Origin of the sequence: Actinocrinis puniceicyclus, from assembly GCF_018283645.1 — a bacterium.
GTDB classification, from domain to species: domain Bacteria; phylum Actinomycetota; class Actinomycetes; order Streptomycetales; family Catenulisporaceae; genus Actinocrinis; species Actinocrinis puniceicyclus.
In genome coordinates this window covers 23,219-46,449 of the sequence record NZ_JAGSXH010000011.1, presented here as the reverse complement: position 1 = coordinate 46,449, position 23,231 = coordinate 23,219, and the positions used below count along the sequence as shown (strand labels likewise).

The 23,231-nt window shown below is 69.0% G+C and carries 22 protein-coding genes and 1 pseudogene; 10 read left to right on the top strand and 13 right to left on the bottom strand.

Going from position 1 to position 23,231, the window contains the following annotated elements; all coding sequences use genetic code 11:
* Nucleotides 1-361: 361 nt before the first annotated feature.
* Both phoH2 and KGA66_RS05270 read left to right on the top strand, forming a co-directional pair.
* On the top strand, nt 362-1,699 hold the full coding sequence (gene phoH2 / locus KGA66_RS05275) for an RNA 5'-3' helicase PhoH2 (RefSeq protein WP_211465121.1): 1,338 nt from the start codon (nt 362-364) through the stop codon (nt 1,697-1,699).
* 440 nt (nt 1,700-2,139) lie between these two features.
* Entirely contained in the window at nt 2,140-2,772 is a 633-nt protein-coding gene (locus tag KGA66_RS05270; protein WP_211465119.1) for an aggregation-promoting factor C-terminal-like domain-containing protein, read from the top strand.
* 459 nt (nt 2,773-3,231) lie between these two features.
* Here the strand turns inward: KGA66_RS05270 and KGA66_RS29755 are convergent, their stop codons facing one another.
* Nucleotides 3,232-3,513 (bottom strand): hypothetical protein, encoded by a 282-nt coding sequence (locus KGA66_RS29755; RefSeq protein ID WP_246507059.1) that lies wholly within the window; start codon nt 3,511-3,513, stop codon nt 3,232-3,234.
* Here KGA66_RS29755 and KGA66_RS31975 point away from each other — a divergent pair.
* Nucleotides 3,404-3,907, top strand: a pseudogene (locus KGA66_RS31975) (ice-binding family protein); the annotation flags it as partial. The gene KGA66_RS29755 and the pseudogene KGA66_RS31975 sit on opposite strands and share 110 nt — an antisense overlap.
* A gap of 1,148 nt (nt 3,908-5,055) precedes the next feature.
* Here KGA66_RS31975 and KGA66_RS05260 read toward each other — a convergent pair.
* Together KGA66_RS05260 and KGA66_RS05255 are read right to left on the bottom strand one after the other, a co-directional pair.
* Nucleotides 5,056-5,355, bottom strand: a complete 300-nt coding sequence (locus KGA66_RS05260; RefSeq protein WP_211465115.1) for a hypothetical protein — start codon at nt 5,353-5,355, stop codon at nt 5,056-5,058.
* A 28-nt stretch (nt 5,356-5,383) separates the two neighbouring features.
* Nucleotides 5,384-7,054, bottom strand: a complete 1,671-nt coding sequence (locus KGA66_RS05255; protein ID WP_211465113.1) for a fumarate hydratase — start codon at nt 7,052-7,054, stop codon at nt 5,384-5,386.
* 205 nt (nt 7,055-7,259) lie between these two features.
* Here KGA66_RS05255 and KGA66_RS05250 point away from each other — a divergent pair, with 205 nt between their 5' ends.
* The gene (locus KGA66_RS05250; RefSeq protein ID WP_211465104.1) at nt 7,260-7,907 is read left to right on the top strand and encodes a DUF1707 SHOCT-like domain-containing protein; all 648 of its coding nucleotides are present in this window, start codon (nt 7,260-7,262) and stop codon (nt 7,905-7,907) included.
* Nucleotides 7,904-8,326: an acyl-CoA thioesterase gene (locus KGA66_RS05245; RefSeq protein ID WP_211465102.1), complete on the top strand. Its 423-nt coding sequence runs from the start codon at nt 7,904-7,906 to the stop codon at nt 8,324-8,326. The genes KGA66_RS05250 and KGA66_RS05245 overlap by 4 nt, the downstream gene beginning before the upstream one ends.
* A gap of 24 nt (nt 8,327-8,350) precedes the next feature.
* Here KGA66_RS05245 and KGA66_RS05240 read toward each other — a convergent pair whose 3' ends face one another.
* Together KGA66_RS05240 and glpX are read right to left on the bottom strand one after the other, a co-directional pair.
* A complete protein-coding gene (locus KGA66_RS05240; RefSeq protein WP_211465100.1) occupies nt 8,351-10,375 on the bottom strand; it encodes an MFS transporter in 2,025 nt (674 codons plus the stop codon).
* Between the two features lie 172 nt (nt 10,376-10,547).
* On the bottom strand, nt 10,548-11,576 hold the full coding sequence (glpX, locus tag KGA66_RS05235) for a class II fructose-bisphosphatase (RefSeq protein WP_211465098.1): 1,029 nt from the start codon (nt 11,574-11,576) through the stop codon (nt 10,548-10,550).
* Between the two features lie 145 nt (nt 11,577-11,721).
* Here glpX and KGA66_RS05230 point away from each other — a divergent pair, with 145 nt between their 5' ends.
* Entirely contained in the window at nt 11,722-12,270 is a 549-nt protein-coding gene (locus tag KGA66_RS05230; protein WP_211465096.1) for a DUF4245 domain-containing protein, read from the top strand.
* A gap of 31 nt (nt 12,271-12,301) precedes the next feature.
* Here KGA66_RS05230 and KGA66_RS05225 read toward each other — a convergent pair whose 3' ends face one another.
* Entirely contained in the window at nt 12,302-12,550 is a 249-nt protein-coding gene (locus KGA66_RS05225; protein WP_211465092.1) for an exodeoxyribonuclease VII small subunit, read from the bottom strand.
* A 51-nt stretch (nt 12,551-12,601) separates the two neighbouring features.
* On the opposite strand from KGA66_RS05225, the gene KGA66_RS31430 reads away from it, so the two are divergent.
* Complete coding sequence (locus KGA66_RS31430) at nt 12,602-13,084, top strand: GNAT family N-acetyltransferase (RefSeq protein ID WP_211465090.1); 483 nt, start codon at nt 12,602-12,604, stop codon at nt 13,082-13,084.
* On the opposite strand, the gene xseA is transcribed toward KGA66_RS31430, so the two are convergent.
* Complete coding sequence (xseA, locus tag KGA66_RS05215; RefSeq protein ID WP_211465088.1) at nt 13,056-14,297, bottom strand: exodeoxyribonuclease VII large subunit; 1,242 nt, start codon at nt 14,295-14,297, stop codon at nt 13,056-13,058. The genes KGA66_RS31430 and xseA overlap by 29 nt on opposite strands.
* A gap of 166 nt (nt 14,298-14,463) precedes the next feature.
* Between xseA and KGA66_RS05210 the strand changes: the two genes are divergently transcribed.
* A complete protein-coding gene (locus KGA66_RS05210) occupies nt 14,464-15,483 on the top strand; it encodes a 4-hydroxy-3-methylbut-2-enyl diphosphate reductase (protein ID WP_211465086.1) in 1,020 nt (339 codons plus the stop codon).
* A 45-nt stretch (nt 15,484-15,528) separates the two neighbouring features.
* Here the strand turns inward: KGA66_RS05210 and KGA66_RS05205 are convergent, their stop codons facing one another.
* Together KGA66_RS05205 and KGA66_RS05200 are read right to left on the bottom strand one after the other, a co-directional pair.
* Nucleotides 15,529-16,116 (bottom strand): DUF6542 domain-containing protein, encoded by a 588-nt coding sequence (locus KGA66_RS05205; protein WP_211465084.1) that lies wholly within the window; start codon nt 16,114-16,116, stop codon nt 15,529-15,531.
* 114 nt (nt 16,117-16,230) lie between these two features.
* Complete coding sequence (locus KGA66_RS05200) at nt 16,231-17,400, bottom strand: DNA recombination protein RmuC (protein ID WP_312886761.1); 1,170 nt, start codon at nt 17,398-17,400, stop codon at nt 16,231-16,233.
* 52 nt (nt 17,401-17,452) lie between these two features.
* Here KGA66_RS05200 and ychF point away from each other — a divergent pair, with 52 nt between their 5' ends.
* Nucleotides 17,453-18,526 (top strand): redox-regulated ATPase YchF, encoded by a 1,074-nt coding sequence (gene ychF / locus KGA66_RS05195; protein WP_211465080.1) that lies wholly within the window; start codon nt 17,453-17,455, stop codon nt 18,524-18,526.
* Between the two features lie 18 nt (nt 18,527-18,544).
* Here the strand turns inward: ychF and KGA66_RS05190 are convergent, their stop codons facing one another.
* The 4 genes from KGA66_RS05190 to KGA66_RS05175 all read right to left on the bottom strand — a co-directional run bounded on the left by KGA66_RS05190 (nt 18,545) and on the right by KGA66_RS05175 (nt 22,497).
* On the bottom strand, nt 18,545-18,838 hold the full coding sequence (locus KGA66_RS05190; RefSeq protein ID WP_211465078.1) for a hypothetical protein: 294 nt from the start codon (nt 18,836-18,838) through the stop codon (nt 18,545-18,547).
* Nucleotides 18,838-19,173 carry an AbrB/MazE/SpoVT family DNA-binding domain-containing protein gene (locus KGA66_RS05185; RefSeq protein WP_211465076.1) on the bottom strand — a complete coding sequence of 112 codons (336 nt, stop codon included), beginning with the start codon at nt 19,171-19,173 and terminating at the stop codon, nt 18,838-18,840. Before KGA66_RS05185 ends, KGA66_RS05190 begins: the two co-directional genes overlap by 1 nt.
* Before the next feature lie 111 nt (nt 19,174-19,284).
* On the bottom strand, nt 19,285-20,880 hold the full coding sequence (locus KGA66_RS05180; RefSeq protein ID WP_211465074.1) for a protein kinase domain-containing protein: 1,596 nt from the start codon (nt 20,878-20,880) through the stop codon (nt 19,285-19,287).
* Between the two features lie 270 nt (nt 20,881-21,150).
* On the bottom strand, nt 21,151-22,497 hold the full coding sequence (locus KGA66_RS05175; RefSeq protein WP_369015815.1) for a pyridoxal phosphate-dependent decarboxylase family protein: 1,347 nt from the start codon (nt 22,495-22,497) through the stop codon (nt 21,151-21,153).
* A gap of 294 nt (nt 22,498-22,791) precedes the next feature.
* Between KGA66_RS05175 and KGA66_RS05170 the strand changes: the two genes are divergently transcribed.
* On the top strand, nt 22,792-23,220 hold the full coding sequence (locus KGA66_RS05170) for a (deoxy)nucleoside triphosphate pyrophosphohydrolase (protein WP_211465068.1): 429 nt from the start codon (nt 22,792-22,794) through the stop codon (nt 23,218-23,220).
* Nucleotides 23,221-23,231: the final 11 nt, after the last annotated feature.

The following is a 23,231-nucleotide window of genomic DNA, read 5'->3' as shown; positions in this document are numbered from 1 at the left end:
AGGTCTCGGCCAAGGACCCGCCGGAGCCGTTTTCGCATAGGCCGCGACGGGTAATGCCCTGGTATGACGTGTGACTCCGGCCCGGCTGGCAGACGCCGAACGCCTGTCCCGCACGACCCGGTGGTCAGCCGAAAACTCTGCGTCTTCGATCGTCGCCGCGGCGGCTGCGCGGATGGAGCGGCGGGGAGCGCCTTTCTCTCCGGTGTTCGATCCACGGCCGCCACGAAGCCGCGGTCACGCCAGAAGACCCCGGAACTCGTCGTCTGGAGCCGCCCCCCTTCCTTACCGTTGTGACCGGTGTGCAAGTCCCACCCTCGTACAGGGCGCGCCGGTGACGGTGCGCCACAGGGAGTCGTGCTAAGTGGCCGTTACAACCAAGCGCCGTTCCGCCCGTTCCGAACGGCGCACTTTCGTGCTGGACACCAGCGTCCTCCTCGCGGACCCGGCCGCGATCACCCGCTTCGACGAACACGAGATCGTCATCCCGCTGGTGGTCGTCAGTGAACTCGAAGGCAAGCGTCACCACCCCGAACTCGGATACTTCGCGCGGTCCGCGCTGCGGATGCTCGACGAACTGCGCGTGAAGCACGGGCGTCTCGACGCGCCCATACCGGTCGGGCCCGCGGACGGCACGCTGCGTGTCGAGCTCAACCACACCGACCCGACCGTCTTGCCGCCCGGCTTCCGCCCCGCGGTCGCCTCGCCGGACAACGACACGCGCATTCTCTCGGTGGCCAAGAACCTGGAGGCTGAGGGGCGGCAGGTCACGCTGGTCTCCAAGGACCTGCCGCTGCGGGTCAAGGCGGCCGCGGTCGGGTTGCCGGCCGAGGAGTACCGAGCGGAGCTCGCGGTCACCTCCGGTTACACGGGCATGGCGGAGCTGGAGATCGGCGGCAACGTGGTGGACCGCCTCTACGAGGAGGGCAAGGTCGAGCTGCCTGAGGCCGCTGACCTGCCGTGCCACACCGGCCTTGTGCTGGTGTCCGAGCGCGGTAAGGCGCTGGGCCGGGTCACGGCGGACAAGCAGGTGCGGTTGGTGCGCGGCGATCGCGAGGCGTTCGGATTGCACGGCCGTTCCGCCGAGCAACGCATCGCGCTGGATCTGCTGCTGGATCCGGAGGTCGGGATCGTCTCGCTCGGCGGGCGGGCCGGAACCGGCAAGTCGGCGCTGGCGCTGTGCGCGGGCCTTGAGGCGGTCATGGAGCGCCGCCAGCACCGGAAGGTGGTTGTCTTCCGGCCGTTGTACGCGGTCGGCGGCCAGGAGCTCGGCTACCTGCCCGGCACCGAGGGGGAGAAGATGAACCCCTGGGGACAGGCGGTGTTCGACACCCTCGGCGCGCTGACGACCAGCGACGTGATCGACGAGGTGGTGGATCGCGGCATGCTGGAGGTCCTGCCGCTCACGCACATCCGCGGCCGCTCTCTGCACGACTCCTTCGTGATCGTGGACGAGGCGCAGTCGCTGGAACGCAATGTGCTGCTCACGGTGCTCTCCCGGATCGGCTCGGGGTCGCGGATCGTGCTGACGCACGACGTTGCGCAGCGTGACAACCTGCGTGTCGGCCGCTACGACGGCGTGGTGGCGGTGGTGGAGAAGCTCAAGGGCCACCCGCTGTTCGCGCACGTGACCCTCAGTCGCTCCGAGCGCTCGCCGATCGCCGCCATGGTCACCGAGATGCTGGAGGATCTGGCGGTCTGAGCGCGGTACGCGCGGTCCGCGGCCCGTCCGGGGTGGCTGGGAAGCGGACCGCGTTGTGACGCATGCCACATACTTTTGGCCCCGGGAAGCGATTCCCGGGGCCTTTTGCGGCTTTTTTGATCAATAACGTGACCTGCTCGGGCTCGACGAAGCGTTAACGGATATCCACGGAGGGTGTATTTGCTGTGATTTAAACCACATCCGAAGGATTTGGGGTTTGCGGCAACAATCAGGCAGTGTCATGGCGTCAGGCCCCACGCGACGGATTCCGGTCAAGCGAATCGAACGGACCCGGGCGCGCCACCCGCGGCGTGAGTTTCCGCCGGGGGCTCGCAGAGTCAGATGGGGCGAGGCGCCGAGCGAGCGCGACTGAGCGGAAGAGAACCGCGGCCTTAACGGCCGTGGCTTCGTCGTGCCCGTCGGCAGACGGAAGGCTGTTCGTGTCCAGGCTTCGCCTGTCCATACCCGAGTCCATTACCGCGCACAAGCACAAGATCGCGGTCGCCGCCGCCTCGTGTACCGCAGTGACCGGCGCCGTCGTCGGCGTCATCGCGACGGGCACCCCCAGTGCCGACGCGGCGATTGCACCGGCTGCGCACACCGTTTCTCGCAGCGTGGCCCACCGCGCGGTGCCCGTCGTCGTGACGCCGAGCACGACTGTCACGGCGTCGTCGGCACCGACCAGCGCCAAGCCGTCGCCCCCTGCGGCGCCGCACGCTGCGGCCCCTACGACGACGAAGCCGCCTGCTGCGGCTCCGGCGGTCAAGCACGTGGACCCTTATGCCGGCCTGACCGCGTATCAGATAGCCGAACGGATCGTGCCCTCCAGTCAGTTCGGCTGCTTCGACTGGATCGTCACGCACGAGTCCGGGTGGAGTGTCACCGCGACGAACCAGTCGAGCGGTGCCTACGGCCTCGGTCAGGCGCTGCCGGGCGACAAGATGGCCTCTGAGGGCGCCGACTGGCGCACCGATCCGGTGACTCAGATCAAGTGGACGCTGCACTACATGGACGGGCGTTACGGCTCGCCGTGCGCGGCCCAGTCCTTCTGGGAAGCGCACAACTGGTATTAAGGTCTTGGTTCGTTTGCTTGAGTCCGCGGCGCAGCATCGAGCCCCAGCTGCCTGATCGGCCGCGACGACCCTGACTGCGAACGACCCTCCTGCCCGATTCTCCGACGCCCTCGGTCACGCCGAGGGCGTCGGCGTGTTCTGGGCCCGGTCCTGGCCTTGGCCTTCGGCGTGACCTGACAGGCGGTCAGGTCGAGCCCTGAGCTATTCCGGCATACATCGCGTTCCTGGAAAAGCTCGTAAATCACCCGATTGGCCGCCATTCACTACCGTATTTCCGGGCTCGTGATCGATACGTTTAGGCAGAACGCTGGCTGCCTCCGGCTCGACGGGACGGTTGCTCCGGCGTTTCCGCTGATCAGGGTGGAACTGTCTGACGTCGCTGCTTCTCGATCGATCGCTGCGGGTTTGTGCCGCATGGGCCGACGCGTCACCGAAGCCGGAAAGGGTTCTGATGACTGTTCACTTCGCGTGGCCGCGCTGGGGCGGTGCTCGACGCCGCCGCGGCGCGTTGGCTGCGCCTTTCGCTGTTCTCGGCGTGCTCGCCGTGTCGTTGGCCATGGTTTTCGCCGGTGCGCCCAACGCGAGGGCGGCGCAGGCCCCGGTGGACCTGGGCACCGCCGCGAGTTTCGCGGTGTTGGCCGGCTCCGCGGTCACCAACACCGGTGCCAGCCAGATCAGCGGCGATCTGGGCGTGAGTCCGGGCACCGCGATCACCGGGTTCCCGCCGGGCATGGTGACCAACGGGACCATCCACTCGGCCGACGCGGTCGCCGCGCAGGCTCAGAGCGACCTGACGACGGCGTACAACGACGCCGCGGGCCGAAGCCCCACCACGCCGGTCGCGGGTGATCTGACCGGCCAGACTCTCGTGGCCGGGGCCTACAAGTCGACCTCCAGTCTGAGCCTGACCGGTACTGTCACGCTCGACGGCCAGGGCGACCCGAGTTCGGTGTTCATCTTCGAGATCGCCAGTACCCTGATCACCGGCTCGGCCAGCAACGTCGCGCTGATCAACGGCGCGCAGGCGTGCAACGTGTTTTGGCAGGTGGGCAGCTCGGCGACGCTGGGAACGAACTCGACCTTCAATGGCAGCATCCTCGCCCTGACGTCCATCACCGCGACCACTGGGGCCAACATCACCGGAAGGCTGCTGGCGCGCAACGGGCAGGTGTCGCTGGACACCAACACCGTCACGCGACCTGTGTGCAGCACCACTTCGCCGAGCCCTACCGCTACAGCTACAGCTACCACGTCTACGAGCGCGACGCCGACCACGACCGCAACGACCTCCGCTAGTGCTACGCCGACCACGACCGCAACGACCTCCGCGAGCGCTACGCCGACCACGAGTGCTTCACCCACGGTGAGTGCGTCTCCTACGGTCAGTGCCAGTGCTTCACCGACGGTGAGTGCGAGTGCGTCTCCCACGGTGAGCGCCAGTGCTTCACCGACGGTGAGTGCGTCTCCCACGGTGAGCGCCAGTGCTTCGCCGACGGTGAGTGCGTCTCCTACGGTCAGTGCCAGTGCTTCACCCACGGTGAGTGCGTCTCCGACGGTGAGCGCCAGCGCTTCGCCATCCAAGAGCGCCTCGCCCTCTGCGAGCGCCTCTGCATCTCATAGTGCGTCACCTTCCGCGAGCGCTTCTGCGTCTCACAGCGCGTCACCTACTGTGACCGCTAGCAAGTCGCCCTCGACGAGCGCGACTGCGACGAGCACGCCGACCGCGAGCGTCACGTCAACGTCCAGCACCAGCCCGCCCCACGGTGCAAAGCTCCCTGAGTCACCGACACCGACATCGACCAGCGGCGGAAAGCTCGCCGAGACAGGTGGCGGCCCGATGTTGCCCGCCGTAGCCGGCGCCGGCCTGCTCCTCCTCGGCGGCACGGCACTCAAGATGCGAAAGCAGACACGGCGACACTGAGCCCTGAGAAGAACCGTCAGGCCCCGGGGACGGCCCAACCGTCGCAGTCCCGGGGCCTGACGGTTCCGCCGACGCAATACCCGCCGTACACACGCCGACAGCGCGCGGAACGACCTGCGTGCCTACTCGGGCCGCTGCCCGATCCGCAGCAACGGCTTGTCGCCCCCGGGATCGGTGAAGAAGTCGTTTCCCTTGGCGACGAACTCCTGTGCTGAGTGCCGGTGCCCGAGCGGTCTCAGCGCTGGGCGGTTTGGTCTTGAGTTGTGTTCGTGTTCCGGGTTCTGAACCGCAGACTGACCCGCCAACGCAACGGGTGGGAGGGTGTGCAAACGAACCTGCGGGCGCCGCGCAGCGCCCGGACATCAGCTGAGCTCGAAGTCGTGGATCTCCATCCCGACGATCGCGGCGCAGTCGCGGTCCAACTGTAGCCAGACGCGCGGCGCGTCGTCGTCATCGATATGGATCCATGCGCTGCCTGCTGCTTCGGCATCCCCGGTCTGGAAGTAGTTGCAGTCCGGCTTGCACCTGCACCAGCCAAGGAACGGCAGGTCGCTGACGGCATCGACGAACGCATGCTCGCCGAGGTCCATCAACGCGGTCTCCAAGAAGTGGACCAGGGCTGGATAGACCTCGGCGAGATGACGCGGCTCGGGCTCTGTCACACGGGAACCGTCGCCAGGCGCTCGCGTGTCAGGCCTTCTGCCCGATCTGGAAGAGCGGCGCAGGTGTTCCTTCTTGGAAGAAGTCGTTTCCCTTGTCATCGACCACGATGAACGCCGGGAAGTCCTCCACCTCGATCCGCCAGACCGCCTCCATGCCCAACTCCGGGTAGTCGAGCACCTCGACATGCTTGATGCAGTCCTGCGCCAGCCGCGCCGCCGGACCGCCGATCGAACCGAGATAGAAGCCGCCGTGCGCTTCGCACGCCTCGGTGACCTGCCTGCTGCGGTTCCCCTTCGCCAGCATCACGAACGAGCCACCGGCGGCCTGGAACTGATCAACATACGGATCCATCCGTCCGGCCGTCGTCGGGCCGAAGGAGCCCGAGGCGTACCCCTCCGGCGTCTTTGCGGGACCGGCGTAGTAAACCGGATGGTCCTTGATGTACTGCGGTAGCGGCTTGCCCGCGTCGAGCAGTTCCTTGAGCTTCGCGTGCGCGATGTCCCGCGCGACCACAAGCGTGCCGGACAGTGACAGGCGCGTCTTGACCGGGTACTTCGACAGTTCCGCCCGAATCTCGCTCATCGGCCGGTTCAGATCGATCCGCACAACGTCGTCGCCACCTGCGCTGGAGCCGCTCGTGAGCAGAGACTCGTGCGTGGTCTCCGGCAGATAGCGCGCCGGGTCGGTCTCCAGTCGCTCCAGGAACACGCCCTGCGCGGTGATCTTCGCCAGCGCCTGCCGGTCCGCGGAACAGGACACGGCGATCGCGACCGGGCAGGAGGCCCCGTGCCGCGGCAGCCGGATCACCCGCACGTCGTGACAGAAGTACTTGCCGCCGAACTGCGCGCCGATGCCGATGTGCCGGGTCAGCTCCAGCACCTCGGCCTCCAGCTCCAGGTCCCGGAAGCCGTGGGCCAGCAGTGAACCCGAGGTCGGCAGCGTGTCGAGATACTTCGCGGAGGCGTACTTGGCCGTCTTGAGCGCGAACTCGGCCGACGTGCCGCCGACCACGATCGCCAGATGGTAGGGCGGGCAGGCCGAGGTTCCCAGCGAGCGGATCTTCTCCTCCAGGAATCGCAGCATCGCCTTCGGGTTCAGGACGGCTTTCGTCTCCTGATACAGGAAGGACTTGTTCGCCGAGCCGCCGCCCTTCGCCATGAACAGGAACTTGTACGCGCCGCCGGCCGTCGCGTACAGCTCGATCTGCGCCGGCAGGTTCGACCCGGTGTTCTTCTCGTCCCACATGCTCAGCGGAGCCATCTGCGAATACCGCAGGTTCAGCCTCGTGTAGGCGTCGTACACGCCGCGCGCGATGTGGGCCTCGTCGTTCCCGTCGGTTAACACATCCTGCCCGCGCTTGCCCATCACGATCGCGGTCCCGGTGTCCTGACACATCGGCAACACGCCCCCGGCCGCGATATTCGCGTTCTTCAGCAAGTCCAGCGCGACGAACCGGTCGTTCGGCGAAGCCTGCGGGTCGGTCGTGATCGAGGCGAGCTGGGCCAGGTGCGCGGGCCGCAGGTAGTGCGCGATGTCGTGCATCGCGGTCTCCGTCAGCAGCCGCAACGCGGACGGCTCGACCTGGAGGAACGTGCGGCCCGCCGCGGAAACCGTCGACACGCCCTCCGTCGTCAGCAGCCGGTACTCGGTCTGGTCCGGCCCGAGCGGCAGCAGGTCTGAATAAGCGAACTCGGGCATGAACCAGCCTCCTGAACACCGGCGCGCGCAACGGACTACGGACTACGGACTACGGACTACGGACTACGGACTACGGACTACGGACTACGGACTACGGACTACGGACTACGGACGAAGCCTATGCCCGAGCGATCCACCACCCGCGCCGCCCAGGACGTGGCCTTGGACACTCACGAGCGGGCCCGGCGACGGGTAGCGTAGCGGCGTGACTTCCCCAGCCATGCGTGGACCGGAGGACCGCGAGTTCGCTCTACGCGCTTCCGACGCCGACCGCGAACACGTCGCCGAACTGCTCGGGCGCGCCTTCGCGGAAGGGCGGCTCAGCACCGACGAGCACAGCGAGCGGCTGGAAGCCGCCTACGCCGCCAAGACCATGGGTGAGCTGCGGCCCCTGGTGGCCGACCTGCCGGTGGTCTTCGCGCCGCCCACCGCGTCCTCGGCCGCCGCGGTCCTCGCCGGCACGTCCGTCAGCGACGCGGCCATGCGCTACGGAGGCGAGCCCGTCGTCGCCGTCTTCGGCGAAGCGAAGCGGACGGGCCGCTGGCTCGTGCGCTCCGGGCTCAACGCGCGGGCGCTGTTCGGCTCTGTGGAACTGGACCTGACCGAGGCGGTGCTCGAACAGCGCGAGATCACCATCACCGCCAACGCGATCTTCGGGGAGGTGATCATCCGCGTACCGGACGGAGTGATCCTGCACGACGAGGGCAGCGCGGTCTTCGGCTCGCGAAAGCTGCCCAGTCTTTCCGGCACGGTGTTCGGCCCGGAGACCCCCGTGGTGCACGTGCGCGGCATCGCGCTGTTCGGCAACGTCGAGGGCAGGGGGCCACGCCGCAAATGGTTCCGCTCGCGATGACCGCCGAAGCCGCGGACAAGCCGCTCTACCTGCACCGCTCGACCGTCTGGTTCGACGAACTGGACATGGTCGGCGTGCTGCACAACGCGCGCTACGCGATCCACGTCGAGCGCGCGATGGCGGCCTTCTACCACTCGCGGACCGGGCTCGACCCGTCGGACAGCCACGTCGTGGTGAAGCACTACGAAATCGAGTTCCTGCGTCCGTTCACCCGGGAACGCGGCGAACTCTTGGTCGAGGTCGGCCTCGGCCGGCTGGGCCGCACCAGCGCCGTATACACGTTCCGCTGCGTTTCCACAGGCGACGACGGATCCGAAGTCGAGCACGCCCGCGGAACCCGCACCATCGTGAAGGTGACGCCCGGTGACCTGAAACCGGCGCCCTGGTCCGAGGGGCTACGGGCCGCGGTCGCCCGCTGACCGTCCCGCGAATTCCTATCGACCTCAGCCCTCACGCGCCATCACGGCCCGGTTCGGTGCGTCCAGGGAGTTGTCCGCCAACTGATGCAACATGGCCAGCAGGTCCGCGTGCTGTTCGGGGGACCAGCCGGCCAGTTGCTCGCGCAGGATCTCCTCCCGCGCGCTGGAAAGCTGGTCGATGAGGTGCAGCCCGGACGGGCTGACCGCGACCAGCCCTCCCTCGTCCCGCGCGGCGAGGCCGCGCTCGACCAGTTCGTCGATCCTCGCCCGGACCCGTTCGACCGGCAGACCGAGCCGCTTCGCCGCGGCCTCCTCGCTGATCGGACCGGCGTGGTGGAGCCGGAAAAGTCCGTACGCCTGCGCAACGGTGACGTCCGCCCCGGCCCGCGCGATGACCGCCTCGTAGCGGTCCCACAGGTTCTGCCGGCTGGTCAGGCTGGTCAGCGCGCGCTCGATCTCCTCCAGCGAACTGCGGAAGGTCGGCAGGCCCGCGGCCTCGCCCAGATCCGGCTCCCGGGTAGCGCCCCGGAGCGGCACCTCGCGCAGGAACAGTGTCAGCACGAAAGCCACCAGCGCGATCGGCACCGCGACCAGGAACACCTTCTGCATCGACAGCGCGAACAGGTGAACGAACGCCGCTGACTCGCCGGGCGGCAGCCGGTGCACCGAAGTCGGCGACTCGAGAACGCGTCGCACCGGGAACGTCCGCGGCAACTTGCCGTCCGCGACCGAGCCTGCGACGTTCATGGAGAGCCGGTTGTTCAGGATCGTGCCGAAGATCGACGCGCCGAACGAGCCGCCGATCGACCGGAAATAGGTGGCACCCGAGGTAGCGGTGCCCAGGTCCGCGTAGTCCACCGCGTTCTGCACCGCGATGATCAGCACCTGCATCGTCAACCCCAGCCCGAAGCCGAAGATCGCCATGTCCACGCCCATGACAGTCGAACTGGACGTGTCATCGATCCGGGAGAGCAGGTACAGCCCTACAGCCATCAACGCGGTGCCTGTGATCGGGTACACCTTGTACCGCCCGGTCCTGCTGATCAGTTGGCCGCTGCCGATCGACGCCACCAGCAGGCCGGCCATCAGCGGGAGCAGACGCAACCCGGACACCGTCGGCGAGTTGCCGTTGACCACCTGCATGAACAACGGGATGAAGGACAGCGACCCGAACATGCACAGGCCGACGACGAACCCGATCGCCGAGCACATCGAGAACACCCGGTTGCGAAACAGCCGCAGCGGCAGCACCGGCTCCGACGCGCGCCGCTCGACCAGCACGAACGCGCACAGCAGCACCACCGCACCGATTCCGCACCCCCACACCTTGGTGCTGTTCCACGCCCACGTGGTTCCGCCGAGACTGGTGATCAGCACCAGGCAGGTCGAGGCCGCGGCCAGCAGCGCGGTGCCCAGGTAGTCGATACGCGGGCGCTCGTGCGGCGCTCGGGTGCGCAGCGCGATCGCGATGACCACCAGGGCCAGTACACCGACAGGCAGATTCACGTAGAAGACCCAGCGCCAGGACAGCTTGTCCACCAGGAACCCGCCGAGCAGCGGCCCGAGCACCGAGGAGACACCGAACACCGCACCGATCACGCCCTGGTACCGGCCGCGGTCCCGGGGCGGCACCACGTCCCCGATGACCGCCATGGCCAGCACCATCAGCCCGCCGCCGCCGATGCCCTGGAACGCGCGGAAGGCGATCAGCTCGACCATGTTGTGCGCCAGCCCGCACAACATCGAGCCGATCAGGAAGATCACGATGCAGACCTGGAAGACGCCCTTGCGGCCGAAAAGGTCGCCGAGCTTGCCCCACAGCGGCGTGGTCGCGGTCGCGGCCAGCATGTAGGCGGTCACCACCCAGGACAGGTGGTCCGCCCCGCCCAGGTCGCTGACGATGGTCGGCAGCGCGGTGGACACGATGGTCTGGTCCAGCGCGGCCAGGAACATCCCGAGCATCACCCCGGCGAACACCAGGCGCACCCGCCGCGCGTCCTGCTCGATCGGTGCGATGGTCGCGGCGGGGTCCTCGATCCGATCCGACATCAGGTGCCTCCGGGAACTGGGCGGACACGCAGCGATCGCGCTCTCAAGCAGATGTCCCCTCAACCAGCGGTAACACCCGTAATGCGCGCGCCGCCCGTCCGAAAGCCCGATGCGCCGCGCGGCACCGCGGCCGCGCGGGTTGCATCGATGGCCGCCCCCGCCCCTAGGGGTCTCAGCCGAAGTCGATCGCGCTGAACAGGCGCAACTTGTCCAACCGGTGCTCGGAATCGATGCGTCGCACCGTCCCGCTCTTCGAACGCATCACGAGCGAGGACGTTATGGCTCCGCCTGCGCGGTACCGCACACCCCGCACCAACTCGCCGTCGGTGATACCGGTGATCGCGACGAATGCGTTGTCGCCGGTCACCAGTTCATCCGTCCTCAGTACCCGATCGAGGTCGTGGCCCGCGTCCAGCGCCTTGCGCCGCTCGGCATCGTCCCGCGGCCACAGCCGGCCCTGGATCACCCCGCCCAGGCACTTCATGGCGCAGGCCGCGATGATGCCCTCCGGGGTGCCGCCGATGCCCAGCAGCAGATCCACACCGGTGTCCGGACGCGCCGCCATGATCGCGCCCGCGACGTCGCCGTCCGAGATGAACTTGATCCGCGCTCCGGTCTCCCGGACCTGCCGCACCAGTTCCTCGTGCCGGGGACGGTCCAGGATGACCACCGTCACCTCGGACGGCTTGCTGCCCTTGGCCCGGGCGACCGCCCGGATGTTGTGCTCGACCGGCGCGGTGATGTCCACCTCGGCGGCGGCATCCGCGCCGGTGACCAGCTTCTCCATGTAGAACACCGCGGACGGGTCGTACATCGCGCCGCGCTCGGCCAACGCGATCACCGCGATCGCGTTGGGCATGCCCTTCGCGTTCAGTGTCGTGCCGTCGATCGGATCCACGGCCACGTCGCACTCCGGGCCGTCGCCGTCGCCGACCTGCTCGCCGTTGAACAGCATCGGGGCGTTGTCCTTCTCGCCCTCCCCGATCACCACCACGCCGTTCATCGAGACGGTGTTGATCAGATGCCGCATGGCTCCGACGGCGGCGCCGTCCGCACCGATCTTGTCGCCCCGGCCGACCCAGCGGCCTGCCGCCAGCGCCGCCGCCTCGGTGACGCGCACCAGCTCCAGCGCCAGGTTCCGGTCGGGAAGCTGCGGATTTTCGGGCGGGTATGGGGTCTCGGGCTTGACGGTGCTGGTCATGAGGGTGTCCTTCCGCACGGGGACATCGGCAGATGGCGGCCGATGAGGGGGCGGCCGGCAGGTGCGCTGATCTATCGATCGTAGCGACGCGGACAACCCGGCCCCCGGCGCCGGGGCCCAGCGGCCGATCGGGGACGATGGGGACATGGCGAAGGCGAACGCGCGACTGAAGACCACGGTCCGGGACATGGTGCTCTCACTGCTGGTCATCGCGGTGCCCATCGCGGTGGTGCTGGTGCTCAAACCGTCGAAGGCGGGGAACCCGGTGCACGTCATGGACACCGGCTCCTACCAGTCCGAACTCTCCGCGGCCCGTGCGGCCGAGCCGTTCACCGTGCTGGCCCCGGCCGGGCTGCCCGCCGACTGGAAGCTCACCTCGGCCTACTACCAGCCGGCCGGCTCCGGCGCGGCCGACTGGCACGTCGGCTACCTGACCCCGGGCGGCGGCTACGCCACACTGGAGCAGACCACCGAACCACTCTCCGGCTACCTCAGCGACCAGCACTCCAACGCGAGCCCGGACGCCACGGTGCAGATCGCCGGGGCGACGCCGAACGTATGGCAGCGTTACAGCGGAACCACCCCGGGCGGGCTGCGCACACTGCTGAGCGCGCAGGACGGCAAGTCGACGGTGATCGTGGCGGGCAGCGCCCCGCTGGCCGAACTGGAGCGACTCGCCGCGGCCTTGCGCTGACGAGGGCAGCAGCGGCACGCGACGCGATAGGTCAACCCTCCTCGCGTGCCGCCACGGCCGCGTCCAGGCGGGCCCGGGCGCCGTCAAGCTTCGCCTGGCAGTGCGCGGCCAGCGCCTCGCCGCGCTCCCACAGCGCCAACGACTCCTCCAGCGACAGCCCGCCGGCCTCCAGCCGCTGCACCGTCGCGACCAGTTCCTCGCGCGCCTGCTCGTAGCCGAGCCCGCTGACATCCCGGCCCGCCTCGGAATCCCTGTCGGCGGAATTCGCTTCTTCACCCATGGCGACAACGATAGGTTGCCGGGGCGAGCGCGAGCGAAAGGGAGCCCGATCGTGGGAATAGCGGCGCGTCAAGCGGTCGTCGCCGACGCCGAGGAGCTGACCCGGCTGCGCGAAGTGATGATCTCCACGTTCGGGCCGGTCCTCGATCACGGCTGGCGCGAGCCGTGCGCCGAAGCCTTCCGCGCCGCGCTGGCAGATCCCGGCGGTCCGCTTCAGGCTTTCGTCACCGACGCCCCGGACCAGCCCGGCATGCTGGCCGCGGGCAGCGTCGGCGTGATCCAGCAACGGCTGCCCGGCCCGGCGAACCCGAGCGGAACGACCGGCTACATCCTGAGCGTCGCCACCGATCCGCGTTTCCGCCGCCAGGGTCACGCCCGCGCGGTCGTGGTCGCCACGTTGGACTGGCTGCGCTCCCGCCACGTGCCGCGAGTCGACCTGCACGCCTCCGAGCAGGGCGAATGGCTCTATCGCGACCTCGGTTTCCACGAGCCGCGCGGACTCGCGCTCACGGCGTGGCTGGAGCCGGCACGCTGAGTCGGGCGGCGGCGACGGTAGCGGCCAAGGCGCCGCCGGCCAAGCGCAGGGTCAGCGGGTCACCCGGCTCGACCTCCGCGGGCTTGCGCACGACCGCCCCGTCCGCCCGCTGCACGACCGCGTAGCCGCGCTCCAGCGTCGCCAGCGGCGAGAGCGCGCGCACCCGCGCCAGGGTCTGCGTCAGCACCTCTCCGTCCTGGGTCACCTTGTGCCGAGCGCACCGATACGCACGGTCCCGCAGCGCCACGATCTCCTGTGCACGCTGATCGAGCATCACGTACGGCACGGCGAGCACCGGCCGTGACCTGAACCCGCCCAGCGCGTGCTGTTCGCGGTCAAGCAGCTGGTTGATCGCGCTCCACAGCCGGCGCCGCGCGAGTGAGACCCGCTCAGTCTCCTCGCGCACGTCCGGCACGATCCGCTTCGCCGCGTCCGTCGGCGTCGAGGCCCGCACGTCCGCGACCAGGTCGAGCAGCGGCGAGTCGGGTTCGTGCCCGATCGCCGAGACCACCGGCGTATCACAGGCCGCGACCGCGCGGATCAGCTGCTCGTCGGAGAACGGCAGCAGGTCCTCCACCGAGCCGCCGCCGCGCGCGATCACGATCACGTCGACCTCGGGGTGCGCGTCGAGTTCGGCCAGCGCCGCGGTGACCCCGGTCACCGCCCCGGCTCCCTGCACCGCCGTCTCGCGCACCTCGAATCGCACTCCGGGCCAGCGCCGCTGGGCATTCTCCAGCACGTCCTTCTCGGCGGCCGAGGCCCGGCCGCAGATCAGCCCGATCAGGTGCGGCAGGAACGGCAGCCGCTTCTTGAGCGCCGTATCGAAGAGCCCTTCCGCAGCCAGCCTGCGCTTGAGCTCCTCCAGCCTGGCCAGCAGCTCGCCGATGCCGACCGGCCGCAGTTCCTGCGCGAGCAGCGAGAACTGCCCGCGCGGCCGATAGAAGTTCGGCTTGGCCCACACCACCATTCGCGCGCCCTCGGAGGGAGCGGGCATCACCTTGTCGTACACGCTCCGGTAGCAGGTGACGTTGACCGATACGTCATGTGACGGGTCACGCAGCGTCAGGAACACCATCCCGGCCCCCGGCCTACGGCTGATCTGGGTGACCTGGCCTTCGACCCAGATCGCGCCGAGCCGGTCGATCCAGTCCCCGACCATCTTGGCGAGCTCGGAGACCGGCACCGGGTGCTCGAAGGATGTTTGCAGCGCCATGTCACAACGTTATCGGCCGGAACGGACAGACCGGCGCGGACGGATTGTCGCCCGCCGCAGACACACCGCAGAGCAACGGCCCGACCCACGGAAAAGTGTGCGGGAGATGTAAAGATCGGCTCTCCCGCACTGGGGTGCCCCGCTCCACCACGAATACCATGGAGGCATGGTCACCGCCTCCGGTTCCGTACCGGCCACCGACTCGCCCTCCGCCGACGCCTCCGCCTCAGCCGACGCCTCTCGCAAGCGGGTACTGCTCGCCGCGCCGCGCGGCTACTGTGCAGGCGTCGACCGCGCGGTCCAGACCGTCGAACGCGCGCTCGAGCGGTACGGAGCGCCGGTTTACGTACGAAAGCAGATCGTGCACAACAAGCACGTCGTAAAGACGCTGGAGGAACGCGGCGCCGTCTTCGTCGAGGAGAACGAGGAGGTGCCCCAGGGCTCGATCGTGATCTTCTCCGCGCACGGCGTCGCGCCCGAAGTGCACGACCAGGCGTCGCAGCGGCGGCTGCGGACCATCGACGCGACCTGCCCGCTGGTGACCAAGGTGCACAAGGAGGCGGTGCGCTTCGCGGACGAGGGCTACGACATCCTGCTCATCGGCCACGAGGGCCACGAGGAGGTCATCGGCACCACCGGTGAGGCGCCCGAGCACATCAAGCTGGTGGACGGCCCTGAGGGGGTCGCACAGGTCGAGGTGCGCGACCCGTCGAAAGTCGCCTGGCTGTCGCAGACCACGTTGTCGGTCGACGAGACCGAGCAGACCGTCGCGAAGCTGCGCGAACGCTTCCCGCAGATGATCGATCCGCCGTCGGACGACATCTGCTACGCGACGCAGAACCGCCAGGTCGCGGTCAAGCGGATCGCGCCGCAGTCGGACCTGGTGATCGTGGTCGGCTCGACGAACTCCTCCAACTCGGTGCGGCTGGTCGAGGTCGCGTTGGAGGCGGGAGCCGGTTCCGCGTACCTGGTCGACCGCGCCGACGAGATCGATCCGTCCTGGTTCGAGGGCGCGAGCACGGTCGGCCTGACCTCAGGAGCCTCCGTGCCCGAGGAACTGGTGCAGGGAGTGTTGGCGCTGCTTGCGGAGCACGGATACACCGATGTCGAAGAAGTCCGCTCGGCACAGGAGAAACTGCTGTTCGCGCTTCCGCATGAACTGAGGCGCAACCTCAAGGAGAGCTGACCGCGCAGTTGACCACCGGCCGCCGTCGGCGCGTACCGGATCCGGCTACTTCCGGACGGGCAGACGGCGCATCAGCGTGATGAACAGCGCGAGCGCGGTACCCAGGAAGACCGTGCGCGCCTTGTACGCCAGCAGCTCCAGCATGGTGGCGATCGTGCCTGTCAGCCCCGTGGCCAGATCGTGCGGCGAGAACGTGGCGATGAGCAACAGTCCGCACGCGAAGGCGAGCGGTGGGCCGACCACGGCCGAATACCAGTCGCTGCGCCGCACGTGCAGCGCCGCGTAGGCGCTGCCGGCCAGGAACAGCCCGATGAGGCACCACGCCGCCGTGCCGACCAGGAGCAGGTCCAGCGCGGCGCCGGCGAGGCAGGTGCCCAGCAGGACGAAGGACACTCCGAACGCGGTGAGCGGCATGCTGCCGGTCAACGGCCGGGAGAGCGAGGCCCGGGCGTGCTGCCGCGGGGCCGAGTGGTTGGCGGAGACGGGGCGCGCCGGACCGGACCGCTTGACCAGCCGGGCCGGACCGTCGCCCGGCCGCCGCACCCGCGAGTCACCGGGGCGGGCGGGAGCCGGCCGGGGGCCCCACCGTTCCTCCTCTTCAGCTCCGTGTTCCGGCGACCGGTGCTGGCTCATGGGCGTCACGGTACGAGCCGTCCGGCCGCCGCAGCCGGTGCCACGCCTGTTGATCACCCGTCCGGAGGATCGGTCGGTCCTGTCGCGTGTATCTGGCGCGCGCTTGGTGCCCTCTTAAGGCGTTATCCGGTCGGATGGCGCGCGCGGCGCGAGGCTGCCTGGTGCGCTCGGCAGCGGCAGCAACGTGTCCAGCGCGCTGGGGGAGCGTGGCGCGGTGTCGAGGTGCCGCGGCTCCTGAGGGGGCGCCTCGCCGACGCCGAGGTCGTGCAGCCGCCGCGCGGCCACCAGGACCCGCGAATCCAGCGACCCGACCGCCCGGTTGTACGCCGTGACCGCGCTGCCGAGCGATCCGCCGAGCCGGTCGATGTGGCCGGCCAGTACGCCGATCCGGTCGTAGAGGTCCCGACCGAGATCGACGATCGAACGAGCCTCTGTGGCCAATGTGTCCTGAGACCACGCGTAAGCGACGGTACGCAGCAGCGTGATGAGTGTGGTCGGTGAGGCGAGCATCACGCGTCGGTCCGCCGCGTACTCAAGCAGGTTCGAGTCCGCTTCGAGCGCGTAGGACAGGAAGGCTTCTCCCGGCACGAACAGCACCACGAACTCGGGGGTCGAAGCTCCGGCCGCGTTCAACCGCTTCCAGTACGCTCGCGAAGCCAACTGCTCTACGTGCGCCCTCAGCTGCCGCGCGTGCGCCCGTAGCCGTTCAGCGCGCACGTCCTCGTCGCGCGCCTCGGCCGCCTCCAGGAACGCCCCGAGGGGAACCTTGGCGTCTACGACCACGTTCTTCCCGCCGGCCAGGTGCACGACCAGGTCCGGGCGCGCGGCGCCCTCGTCGCCGTCGGCGCTCGCCCCGACGACCAACTGCTCGGTGAAGTCGCAGCGGTCCACCAGCCCGGCCAGTTCGACCGCGCGGCGCAGGTGCAGCTCACCCCAGCGTCCCCGGACCTGCGGCGCCCGCAGCGCGGTGACCAGCGCGGCGGTCTGCCCGCGCAGTTCCTCGCCGGTCGTGCGCACGTCCTCGATCTGCCGGGACAGCGCGGCCTGCGCCGAACTGCGTTCGCGCTCGATCTCCCGCAACCGGTCGTCCAGATGCCTCAGCGACTCCTGGATCGGCCGGCCGACCTGGGCGAACTGCTGGTCGGCCAAGCCCAGCAGCCGGTCGGTGGACCGCTCCAGCGCCTCCGCGGACGGCGCGCGTCCCCGTCCGCGTTCCCACAACACACCGAGCACCAGACCGAGGGCGAGCCCGATCAGCAGCAGCACCAGCTCTCCAACGTTCACGAGACACCATCGTGGGAGTTCGCGCCCGTACGGACAACTAGACTTGCCGTCCATGGGCCTGCAGATCGGAATCGTCGGGCTGCCGAACGTCGGCAAGTCGACCCTCTTCAACGCGCTGACCAAGAACGACGTGCTCGCCGCGAACTACCCGTTCGCGACCATCGAGCCGAACGTCGGGGTGGTGGGCGTGCCCGATCCGCGGCTCGCGGTGCTGGGCCGCCTGTTCAAGTCGGAGCGGATCGTGCCGGCCACGGTCTCCTTCGTGGACATCGCCGGGATCGTGCGCGGCGCGTCCGAGGGCGAGGGCCTGGGCAACAAGTTCCTCGCTCACATCCGCGAGGCCGACGCGATCTGCCAGGTCATCAGGGTGTTCACCGACTCGGACGTGCACCATGTGGACGGCAAGGTGGATCCGCGCGGCGACCTGGAGACGATCAACACCGAGCTGATCCTGGCTGACCTGCAGACCATCGAGAAGGTCTTGCCGCGCCTGCAGAAGGAGGCGCGGATGGCCAAGGACAAGCAGCCCGTGCTCGCCGCGATCGAGCAGGCCGGGAAGGTACTGGAGGGGGGCACGACGGTCTACGCCGCCGGCCTCGACCCCGCGCCGCTGCGCGAGCTGCACCTGCTCACCGCCAAGCCGTTCATCTACGTGTTCAACGTCGACGAGGAAGAGCTGACCAACGATCAGCTCAAGGACGAGCTGCGCGCGCTGGTCGCCCCCGCCGAGGCGGTGTTCCTGGACGCGAAGATCGAGTCCGAGCTGATCGAGCTGTCGGACGACGAGGCGTTGGAACTGCTGCAGAGCATGGGGCAGCAGGAGTCCGGGATCACCCAGCTGGCCAGGGTCGGCTTCGACACGCTCGGCCTCCAGACGTACCTGACGGCCGGCCCTAAGGAGGCGCGGGCCTGGACGATCCGCAAGGGCGCGACCGCGCCCGAGGCCGCCGGCGTCATCCACACCGATTTCCAGCGCGGGTTCATCAAGGCCGAGGTGGTCTCGTTCCAGGACCTGGTGGACGCCGGGTCCGTCGCGGAGGCGCGTGCCCGAGGCAAGGCCCGCATCGAGGGTAAGGAATACGTCATGGCCGACGGCGACGTGGTCGAGTTCCGCTTCAACGTGTGAGGCTCTGACCAATAATGATCAGGACTCATTGAAGATCTCGTGTGCACCTATCCGACGCCAGATGATGTGCGGGTGGCCGGGCTGCACAGGTTCCGCGTAGCTGAAGGTCGCCCGGCCGTCGGGGGCCCAGGTCATTTCCCAGATGTTCTCATGGCCCTTCATCTTCTTGACCCGCAGCCCTGGCCGGAACCCTGCGCCGGCCGCGAGATCCTCGACGAAAATCACTACGGCGCGAAGGAATGCGACCTGCTGGTCCCGCGTCAGCTTCTGCCAGTCGCGCCGAAACAGTGAGATCCATGCGTACGTCGGCATCAGCGCGTTGACCGACGGAATTCTTCGGCGCTGATTCCAGCGGAGTCCGCGAGTGCGGAGATAAAGGACTCACCGTCCGGGAATGTCTCACTCGTGCCACGCAGGGCCAGTTCCTGATCGGCGTCTTGCTCTTTGCGCTGCCATTCGGGAGTGAAGAACCACAGCTGGTCAACAGGAATCGAACGGTATCCGCGCACGGTCACCTCGCCGGAGTCGGCGACGGTGAACTCAAGTTCGTCGTCCTCGCCGACCTGCAGCGCGCGACGAATCTCCGGAGGAAGGGTCACTTGATGCCGATTCCCTCTGACGCGTGCGCGTGCGGTAATTGGCTTCATGCACACACTGTAGCACCGTGCCACTGTGTTACACAGTGATCCAGGCATGCTGGTTGCGTGATGGTGCTGGATCCGTGCTGACTCGCAGGGCCGTACAGGCGGCGGCTTACGTCATCCGGCGTGGAGCGCCGCGATGGCGGCGATGAGCGCGACCCATCCCGCCAGCAGCACGCTCGACACGACCGTCCCAGCGAGCGCCTGACCGTGCCCCGCGCCGTTCTTGCGTGCCTTGGCGAGGCCGGCGATGCCCAACGGCAGCGCGACCAACAGCGTGCATGGCGCGACGACGCCAACCAGCGAGAGTACGAGTGCGGCGGTGGCGATGCCGTTTGACGGCGCGTGTGCTTGGTGCGGATGGCCATAGAGCCCGGACGCCGGGGAGACGGCCTGCTGCGGATACGGCGGCGGTGCATACGCGCGTTGAGCCATACCGGGTCCGGTTCGAAAGTGCGGAACTGCTTGGAGCGGGGGCGGATGGAGTGGTGCCTCGGTCTGCGACCGCTGCGACTGGTACGGCTGGAATGACTGGAATGACTGGGGCTCGGGTCGCCCGGGTGCGGAGGCCGCTTCCGGGCCTGATGACGACGGGGACGTGCCCTTGAACGGTGCGGGCGGTCGCAGCGCCTGCTGGGGTGGCAGCTGTGGCTGTGGCTGTGGCTGTGGCTGCGCGGCTCGATATGAGGGTTCGGACGGCGGCGCGAAGCCGGGACCATGCCATGACGACGCAGGCGACGAGGGGGTGTCCCGGCCGTTTTCCCGCGGCGGCGAGTTCGGCGGCGCACTCGACGGGCGTTGCGCCGCGAGCCCCGCCGCGGAGTCCTTGTTCAGCGCGTCCGTCGCCTGCGCCAGGATGTCCGAGATCACCGCGCTCGGCAGCCAGCCGGGCAGCGGGCGCTCGCCCGGATGCGCCTCCAACGCGCGCACCACCTCGGCCGTGCTCGGCCGGGCGGCCGGTTCGGCGGCGAAGCAGCGGCGTACCAGTTCGAACAGGAGGTCGGGCAGCGCCGGGTCGACGACCGGACCCACGCCCATGGCCCGCGCGTACTGCTCCTGTGCGCCGCCGCGCCCGTACGGGCCCGCCGCGGTCGCCGCGTAGTGGAGTACCGCGCCGAGCGAGAACACGTCCGAGCCCGCGCTGAACTGGCCGTACCCCAGTTGTTCCGGCGCCATGTACGGAGGCGAACCGCTCACCATGCCGGTTCTCGTCAGGGCCGCCTCGCTCACCCCGCGGGCGATACCGAAGTCGATGACCTTCGGCCCGGCGGCGGTCAGCAGCACGTTGCCCGGCTTGAGGTCCCGGTGCACCAGGCCGACGGAGTGGATCGCCGCCACCGCCTTCGCGACGCAGAGCCCGAGGACGCGCACCGAATCGGCCGGCAGCGGCCCGAAGCGGCGCACCGCGTCCTCGACCGAGATTCCGGGCACATACGCGGTGGCAAGCCACGGCGTCGCGCCGTCCGGATCGGCGTCAACGACCTCGGCGATGTACTCGTCGCGCACCTTTACCGCCGCGGCCACCTCGTGCGAGAACCGGGTGCGGAACTCGGTGTCGGCAAGCAGCTCGCCGTGGACGGTCTTGACGGCGACGGCCCGGCCCGTGGACTCGGAACGGGCGAGATACACCCGGCCCATCCCGCCCCGGCCCAGTCTGGCGACCAGCCGGAACGGTCCGATCCGGGCGGGATCGCCCTGCGTGAGCGGCTCCATGACCCCTCCCCCAGCGTGTGGAGGGTATTGAATCGCGCGGCGTCGCGACGGTGCAACAACGGCCGGAACACTCGATAGTGGATCAGGATCGGATCACCGGCCCAACTGCGGCATTCCAAGCCGCGACGGACACCTACGATCAGCCTCTTGAGTTCGGCGTCCGGCCCGGCGTTCAGCGAGCCCCTGTGGCGCTCGCAGGACGCGTGCCACCGCGCGTCACCCCAGCTCGCGCTACCCGCAAGCCTTTCCCGGCCCAGAGGTCCGTCAGACTCAGACCGTGGCGAGGATCTCCCCGACCATCGCGGCGGTCGTCTCCGGATGCAGGAACGCGAACCTGGCCACCGTCTCGCCCTCCCAGCCCGTCGGGGTGACGAAGGCGACCTGTCCGGCCAACAGCCGCCGGGACCAGGCGTGGTAATCCGCCGGTTCCCAGCCCTTGCGCCGGAACAGCACCACGGAAAGCTCGGGCTCGCGCACCAGCTCCAGATCCGGGTTCCGGCGGATCAGGTCCGCGGCCTGGCGGGCCGTAGACAGCGCCCCCTCGATGGCGTCCCGATACGCGTCGGTACCGTGCACCGCCAGGGAGAACCAGAGGGGTAGCCCGCGCGCCCGGCGAGTGAGGTGGTACGCGTAGTCGGTCGGGTTCCACTCCTCTGGGGTATCCGTGTGGATCACGTCCAGGTACGAGGCGTCCTGCGTGTGTACCGCCTTCGCCAAACGCGGTTGCCGATAAAGCACGGCGGCACAGTCGAAGGGCGCGAAAAGCCACTTGTGCGGATCGATCACGAACGAGTCCGCGAGCTCGATGCCGGCGTATTTCGCGCGCACGCTCGGCGCGAACAGCCCGGCGCCTCCGTATGCGCCGTCCACGTGATACCAGAGGTCGAAATCGCGGGCCACTTCCCCGAGCCCGGCCAGGTCGTCGACGATGCCTGCGTTCGTCGTGCCCGCGGTCGCGACGACGCCGATGACGGGCGCATCGTCAGTGTCGTGAGTCAGGGCGGCCCGCAGGTCCGCACCGGTGAATCGGTGATCCGCCGTCGGTACGACGAACGCCTCGACGCCGATGATGCGCAGCGTATTGCCCACGGAGGAGTGCGCCTGGTCGCTCACCGCGATGCGGACGCGGTCGTAGGCGCCGAGGCCGAGCCTGAGCCGGGCGGTGTCGCGCGCGACGACGAGCGCGGAAAGGTTGCCGGCTGAACCACCGGTGACGAAGCAGCCCCCGGCGCCCGCGGGCAGCCCGGCCAGGTCCGCGATCAGGCGCAGCACCTGGTTTTCCGCGGCGATCGCGCCGGCAGCCTCCAGCCAGGAGATCCCTTGCAGCGAGGCGCAGGAGACGACCATGTCGAACAGCAGCGCGGCCTTGGTGGGCGCGGCCGGGATGAAGGACAGGAAGCGCGGGCTGTCGCAGGAGATCACGGCGGGGGCGAGCTGTTCCGCGTAGACGGACAGCACCTGGGCGGGATCGTGCCCCTGCTCGCCGAGCAGGCCGCTGAGCGCGGCCTCGAGCTTGGCGCGCTCTCCGGGATGGTCGAGCGGTACCGGGTCGAGTTGCAGGCGCTCGCGCATGTAGTCGAAGACCAAGTCGGCCAGATGCGCGTCGTATGTGTGCATTCGCAGCTGCGGAGCCTCGGACATGATCCTGAGTATGCGGCGAGTCGGCCGAGCCGTCGAGAGCGCTGAACACAACGATTCGATGATGCAGCACCGGTGTCTGCGCAACAGAACTCCGAATTAACCGGCCTGATGGCTCACTTTGTTGTTGACGTCGCAATGAATCATGAGGACTTTCGTTTCCGGCGGCTGCGGCGTCGCGCGCGCGGCGGCCAATGTGGCGTGCGTCACCACGTTGTGGCTCGCCGCGCTCCTCGCCCGGTCCGCGGGACGATCCGTGGGACGATGTCGCGCATGCAGGAGAGCGTGCGCGTCGTCGTCGCGGCGGTGATCGAACGCGACGGGCTGATCCTCGCGGCCCGGCGGGTCGGGCCGCCGCAGCTGGCCGGCCGTTGGGAGTTCCCCGGAGGCAAGGTCGAGCCGGGCGAGAGCGAAGCCGCGGCCCTGATCCGCGAGTGCGGCGAGGAACTCGGCGTGCGGATCGCGGTGGGGGACCGGATCGGCCCGCAGTACGAGGCCGCGGGCGCCTCGATGGTGGTGCGCACCTACTTCGCGGCGATCGAGGCGGGCGAGCCGCGGGTCGCCGGAAGCCACGACGCGTTGCGGTGGGTGCGCCCGGAATCCGCCGAAGCGCGCGCGCTGGCGTGGTTGGACGGTGATCTGCTCATCCTCGACGCGCTGAAGGAACGCGCAGCCGCCGGCGACGTCAGCCAAGTGGCCTAACTAGCTCGGCG